Source organism: Rhodomicrobium sp., assembly GCF_047605405.1.
Taxonomy (GTDB): Bacteria; Pseudomonadota; Alphaproteobacteria; order Rhizobiales; family Rhodomicrobiaceae; genus Rhodomicrobium; species Rhodomicrobium lacus.
The window spans coordinates 1-5,417 of the sequence record NZ_JASGFR010000072.1; the positions used below are offsets into that span (position 1 = coordinate 1).

Genomic DNA, 5,417 nt, shown 5'->3' on the forward strand with positions numbered 1-5,417 from the left:
TGCGCACTTTGTTCAAACCTGCTCTCTTTGAAAAATGAGCTTCTCTTTTTAGTCGTTCTAAACTTTGACCTCGCTCAACGCACGCCCCTGCGCAATGGGGCGAAATGAGCTGCCTTTCAAAAAGGGAGTGGGCTCATGAACAGAATTTTCTCCGTGGCATTGGGACTTGGTCTCATGCTGCCTGCGGTGGCGTTGGCAGACGATTTGCGCGCCGATGCAAATGCCGTCTTCAAACCGATTCCGTCGATCGTTCCGGCGGTGAAGGATAATGCCGTCACGCGCGACAAGGTCGAACTCGGCAAGATGCTGTTCTTCGATCCGCGCCTTTCCCGCAGTCAGATCATCAGCTGCAACAGTTGCCACAATCTCGGCACCGGCGGCGTCGATGCGGGGCCCACCTCCATCGGTCACGGCTGGCAAAAAGGGCCGCGCCGCGCGCCGACCGTGTTGAACGCGGTGTTCAATGTCGCCCAATTCTGGGATGGCCGCGCCGAAGATCTCAAGGCTCAGGCGAAGGGCCCGGTGCAGGCGAGCGTCGAGATGAACAACACGCCCGCCAATGTCGTCGCGACGCTGTCCGCGATGCCGGGTTATGTGGATGCGTTCAAGAAGGCGTTTCCCGGAGAGAAGGCACCAGTCACCTTCGATAATTTCGCAAAGGCCGTGGAGGCATTTGAAGCCACGCTCATCACGCCTGCCGCGCGCTTCGACCAGTTCCTCGAAGGAAATGAAACGGCCATCGACGAAACCGAGAAAAAGGGCCTTCGCCTGTTCCTCAACAAGAGGTGCGCGGCCTGTCACAACGGCATCAATGTCGGCGGCAACGGCTACTATCCGTTCGGCGTGATCCAGAAGCCCGGCGCGGACATCCTGCCGGTCGGCGACAAGGGCCGCTTCGCTGTCAGCAAGACCGCCTCGGACGAATATGTTTTCCGTGCTGCTCCGCTGCGTAACGTCGCCCTGCGCGCGCCCTATTTCCACAGCGGGCAGGTGTGGTCGCTTGAACAGGCCGTTGCCGTCATGGGCGACGCGCAACTCGGCGAAAAGCTGACCGACGAGGAAACGAAGCTGATTGTCGCCTTCCTCAAGACATTGACCGGCGAGCAGCCGCGCGTCGAACTGCCGATCCTGCCGGTCCGCACGAACGACGCGCCGAAGCCCGAATAGAACAGAGACGCCCGAAGCGGACGGAACCGTTTCGGGCGTTCCCGTCGGGCGCGGCTTCCATGGGCTCGCGCCTGACGACCGCATCGAAGCGCATCCCGGTTAAAGCGGCGGCGTCCCGTTCGCGAGGCCGCTCCTGATCGCCGCATAAGCCTTTATTGCGAACATGTCCGTCATGCCCGCCACGAAGTCGCCGGCCGCGCGGAGCCGCGCCGTATCGTCGGACAGCGACGCGGCCCGTGCTTCGAGACGCATTTCGGCGGGATTGGCGGCAAAATGATCGTAAAGCTCGCGCAGAATCGCCTGCGCATCCGTCATCTTCTTCACGATATCGCGGTGCTTGTAGACCCGCGCGAACAGAAAGCGCCGCAGTTCGCCGATGCCTGCGGCCATGCCGTCCGAAAATTGGGCGAGGGGCGCGGGAGCGGCGCGGACGTCCTCGATGGATGACGGCGCGGCCGCGGCGATCCGCGCGCGCGTCTCGGCAAGCACGTCCTGCACCATGGCCGCGACCATGCGCCGGTTCATTTCATAGACGAGCGGCGCGTCGGCGAGATCGCCATAACGCCCGCGCACCTCCGCCAGCATCCGCGCGACGAGCGGCACGTCTTCCATTTCGCGAACGGTGATGTATCCGGCGCGGAAGCCGTCATCGATGTCGTGATTGTTGTAGGCGATATCGTCGGCGAGCGCCGCGACCTGACCTTCGAGCGGCGCCTGGGTATCGAGACGCAGATCCTGTTCGCTGGCGTAGGCCCGGATCGCGAGCGGTAGACCGCTTGTAGCGTAGCGCGCAAGCGGACGGCCATCGGCGGCGACGAGCGGGCCATTGTGCTTGACGATGCCTTCCAGCGTCTCGAACGTCAGGTTCATGCCGCGAAACGCGGCGTAGCGATGTTCGAGCAGCGTGACGATGCGCAGGCTTTGCGCGTTATGGTCGAAGCCGCCGATGGAAGCCATCGCCTCATTCAGCGCGTCCTCGCCCGCATGGCCGAACGGCGGGTGGCCAAGGTCGTGGGCGAGCGCGATGGCTTCGGTCAAATCTTCGTTAAGGCCGAGCGCGCGCGCCAGCGTCCGCGCAATCTGGGCAACTTCGAGCGTATGAGTGAGCCGCGTGCGGTAATGGTCGCCCTCGTGATAGATGAACACCTGCGTCTTGTGGATCAGTCTGCGGAAGGCGGTGGAATGAATGATGCGGTCCCGGTCGCGCTGATAGACGTCGCGGGTCGGGCAAGGCGCCTCCGGATGAAGCCTCCCGAGGCTCGCTTCGGCATGGGCCGCGTAGGGGGCAAGCTCCGTCATGATCCCGTCTCCGATGTCTCCTCCGGGAAAGTTCCCGGCCCCCGCGCGGTTGACATTGACGCGCGAACATCCAAACTGAGGTCAAGGTTCAGGAGAGGCGAACAATCGTCATGACCACGGATGCCAACATAAGCGTGAGCGAGCGGGCCGCCAACCGTATTCGGGAGATCGTAGGGCCTTCACATGGCGAGAATGCGTTGCGCATCAGCGTGCAAGGCGGCGGCTGCTCGGGGTTCAGCTACAATTTCGAGATCGTTCCCGCACCGGCAGAGGACGATATCGTGATCGAGAAATCCGGCGCGCGCGTCGTCATCGATCCCGTGTCCGTGCCGTTCATGACAGGTTCCGAGATCGACTTCATCGACGACCTGATGGGTTCTTCCTTCAAGATCACCAACCCGAACGCGACCGCCTCGTGCGGATGCGGCACGTCTTTCTCGATCTGACACGCCGTGCTCACCGTCGCCACGTGGAATGTAAACTCCATCAAGCAGCGCGAAACCGCAGCGGTGCAGTGGCTTAAGCGCGCGCGCCCTGACGTGCTGTGCCTTCAGGAAATCAAATGCCAGACCGAGGCTTTCCCGCGAGGCGTGTTCGAGGATCTCGGATATAATTGCGCCGTCATCGGGCAGAAGTCGTTCAACGGCGTAGCCATCCTGTCGAGATTTCCGATCGACGAAACCGTCGTCGGCCTGCCCGGCGACGACACGGACGAGCAATCGCGCTACATCGAGGCGGTGCTGTCGCTCCCCGGCGGCGGCGCATTTCGCGTGGCGTCTGTCTACGCGCCGAACGGCAACCCCGTGGCTTCGCCGAAGCTCGATTACAAGCTCGCATGGCTCGCCCGTTTCAAGGACCACGCCGAAACGCTTCTCGCCTATGAAGAGCCTTTCGCGCTCGCGGGCGACTACAACATCATTCCGCGCGGCATCGACGTCTATAATCCGGCCTCCTGGACGGAAGACGCGCTGTTCCGCCTCGAATCGCGGCAGGCGTTCCGCCGCATTCTCAACCTCGGCCTTGCGGACGCGGTAGAGACCTGCAATTCCGGCGGAGGCCAATTCACCTTCTGGGACTATCAGGCGGGCGCCTGGCAGAAAAATCTCGGCCTGCGCATCGATCATATCCTGCTGTCGCCGCAGGCCCTCTCAAGGCTTCGCTCCGCAACGATCGACCGCACGCCGAGAAGCTGGGACAAGCCCTCGGATCACACGCCCGTTCAGATCACCCTCGGTATGTGACGCAATGCCCCGATGAAGGGGCTCGGCCGTCATCGATGCGCAGCGCTTGCCGCTCCTTGACGGCTCGCAATTCCCGTAGATGAAGCCAAACCATCCTCGCGAAGACGAAATTTCCGCGAAACTTCAAGCTGCGGCGATTCAAAAACCTGACATTAATCCTCGCACGTGCTAATCCGCAGCTAAGTCAATTCCACACCCCCCGCTCATGTTCAAAGCCATCAGGAATACATACCGACTGACGAAGGCCGGCGCGACGCTCGCATGGTACGGCGTGGGATTCGTCCCCGACTACGTGACGCTGCCCGCGCCGCTCCGCATCCTGCGCGCAGACGAGCGTGAATCGGGCGCGAAACGCCAGGCCAGAGGCGAACGGCTGGCGAAGGCGATCCGCGCGCTCGGGCCGACCTATATCAAGCTCGGGCAGTTTCTCGCGACAAGACCCGATGTGGTGGGGCCTCATCTCGCCACCGCGCTCGGCTCGCTTCGCGATCGCTTGCCGCCGTTCTCGGTCGACAAGGCTCATCATGAGATCGAAGCCTCCTTCGGCAAGCGCTGGCAGGACGTTTTCGTGGAGTTCGGACCGCCGCTCGCAGCGGCTTCCATCGCGCAGGTCCACAAGGCGGCCGTGCGCACGCCGGGAGGCAATACCCGCGCCGTTGCGGTCAAGATCCTAAGGCCCGACGTCGAGAGGCGCTTCGAACGCGACCTCGAAAGTTTCTATTTTGCGGCGCATACGGCGGAGAGGTTTTCGCCGCAAATGAGGCGCCTGCGGCCGGTCGCGGCCGTCGACACGCTGGCGCAGTCGGTCGTGCTGGAGATGGATCTGCGCCTCGAAGCCGCCGCGATTTCGGAGATGGCCGATAATATCGCCAAAGGAGGCGATGTCGGCTTTCGCGTGCCGCGTGTCGACTGGGAACGCACGTCGAAGCGCGTGCTGACGCTCGACTGGATCGACGGCATCCCGCTCACGAATATCGAGGCCATTCGCGCGGCCGGCGTTGACATGGAAGCGCTCGGGCTGACCGTCATCCAGTCGTTCCTCAAGCATGCCATTCGCGACGGCTTCTTCCACGCAGACATGCATCAGGGCAATCTGTTCGTCGATCCGCGCGACGGCGCGCTGATCGCGGTGGATTTCGGGATCATGGGGCGGCTCGGTCCCAAGGAACAGCGCTTTCTCGCGGAAATCCTCTACGGCTTCATTACCCGCAACTACTACCGCGCGTCGGAGATTCACTTCGAGGCCGGTTACGTTCCCGCGAACCAGAGCGTCGCCGCTTTCGGTCAGGCGCTTCGCGCCATCGGCGAGCCGATCATGGGGCGTCCCGCCGAAGAGATTTCGATGGCGCGTCTTCTGACGCAACTCTTCGACAATACCGAAGTGTTCCAGATGAAGATGCGGCCGGAGCTTCTGCTTCTTCAAAAGACCATGGTGGTCGTGGAAGGCGTCGCCCGTTCGCTCGATCCGAAGCTCAACATCTGGGTCGCGGCGGAGCCGGTGGTTCGGGAATGGCTGACAAGCCAGCTCGGGCCGCGCGCGCAGATCCGCGACGCCGTGTCAAACGTCAACGCCCTGGCGAGCGCGCTCAGGCAGGCTCCTGACCTTATCGAGCGCGGCGCGAAGATCGTCGATGCCCTCGATCCAGACAAGCCGCGCGAAACTCCGCCAAGGCCCAGCCGGTGGCCTATCGCGGTGCCGCTGTGGCTTGC

Annotated in this window: 5 protein-coding genes; 4 read left to right on the forward strand and 1 reads right to left on the reverse strand. The window is 62.8% G+C overall.

Translation table 11 applies throughout. The annotated features are described in order from the left end of the window. The first annotated feature begins 135 nt into the window (after positions 1 to 135). A complete protein-coding gene (locus QM659_RS16720; RefSeq protein ID WP_415189293.1) occupies positions 136 to 1,167 on the forward strand; it encodes a cytochrome-c peroxidase in 1,032 nt (343 codons plus the stop codon). Positions 1,168 to 1,266: 99 nt separating this feature from the next. Here QM659_RS16720 and QM659_RS16725 read toward each other — a convergent pair whose 3' ends face one another. Continuing rightward, the gene (locus tag QM659_RS16725; RefSeq protein ID WP_415189294.1) at positions 1,267 to 2,466 is read right to left on the reverse strand and encodes a deoxyguanosinetriphosphate triphosphohydrolase; all 1,200 of its coding nucleotides are present in this window, start codon (positions 2,464 to 2,466) and stop codon (positions 1,267 to 1,269) included. A 110-nt stretch (positions 2,467 to 2,576) separates the two neighbouring features. Between QM659_RS16725 and erpA the strand changes: the two genes are divergently transcribed. The 3 genes from erpA to ubiB all read left to right on the forward strand — a co-directional run. After that, a complete protein-coding gene (erpA, locus tag QM659_RS16730) occupies positions 2,577 to 2,912 on the forward strand; it encodes an iron-sulfur cluster insertion protein ErpA (RefSeq protein WP_415189295.1) in 336 nt (111 codons plus the stop codon). Positions 2,913 to 2,918: 6 nt separating this feature from the next. Then, complete coding sequence (xth, locus tag QM659_RS16735) at positions 2,919 to 3,707, forward strand: exodeoxyribonuclease III (protein WP_415189296.1); 789 nt, start codon at positions 2,919 to 2,921, stop codon at positions 3,705 to 3,707. 205 nt (positions 3,708 to 3,912) lie between these two features. Further along, positions 3,913 to 5,417 (forward strand): 2-polyprenylphenol 6-hydroxylase (gene ubiB, locus QM659_RS16740; protein WP_415189297.1); only part of this gene is annotated, 1,505 nt, incomplete at its 3' end.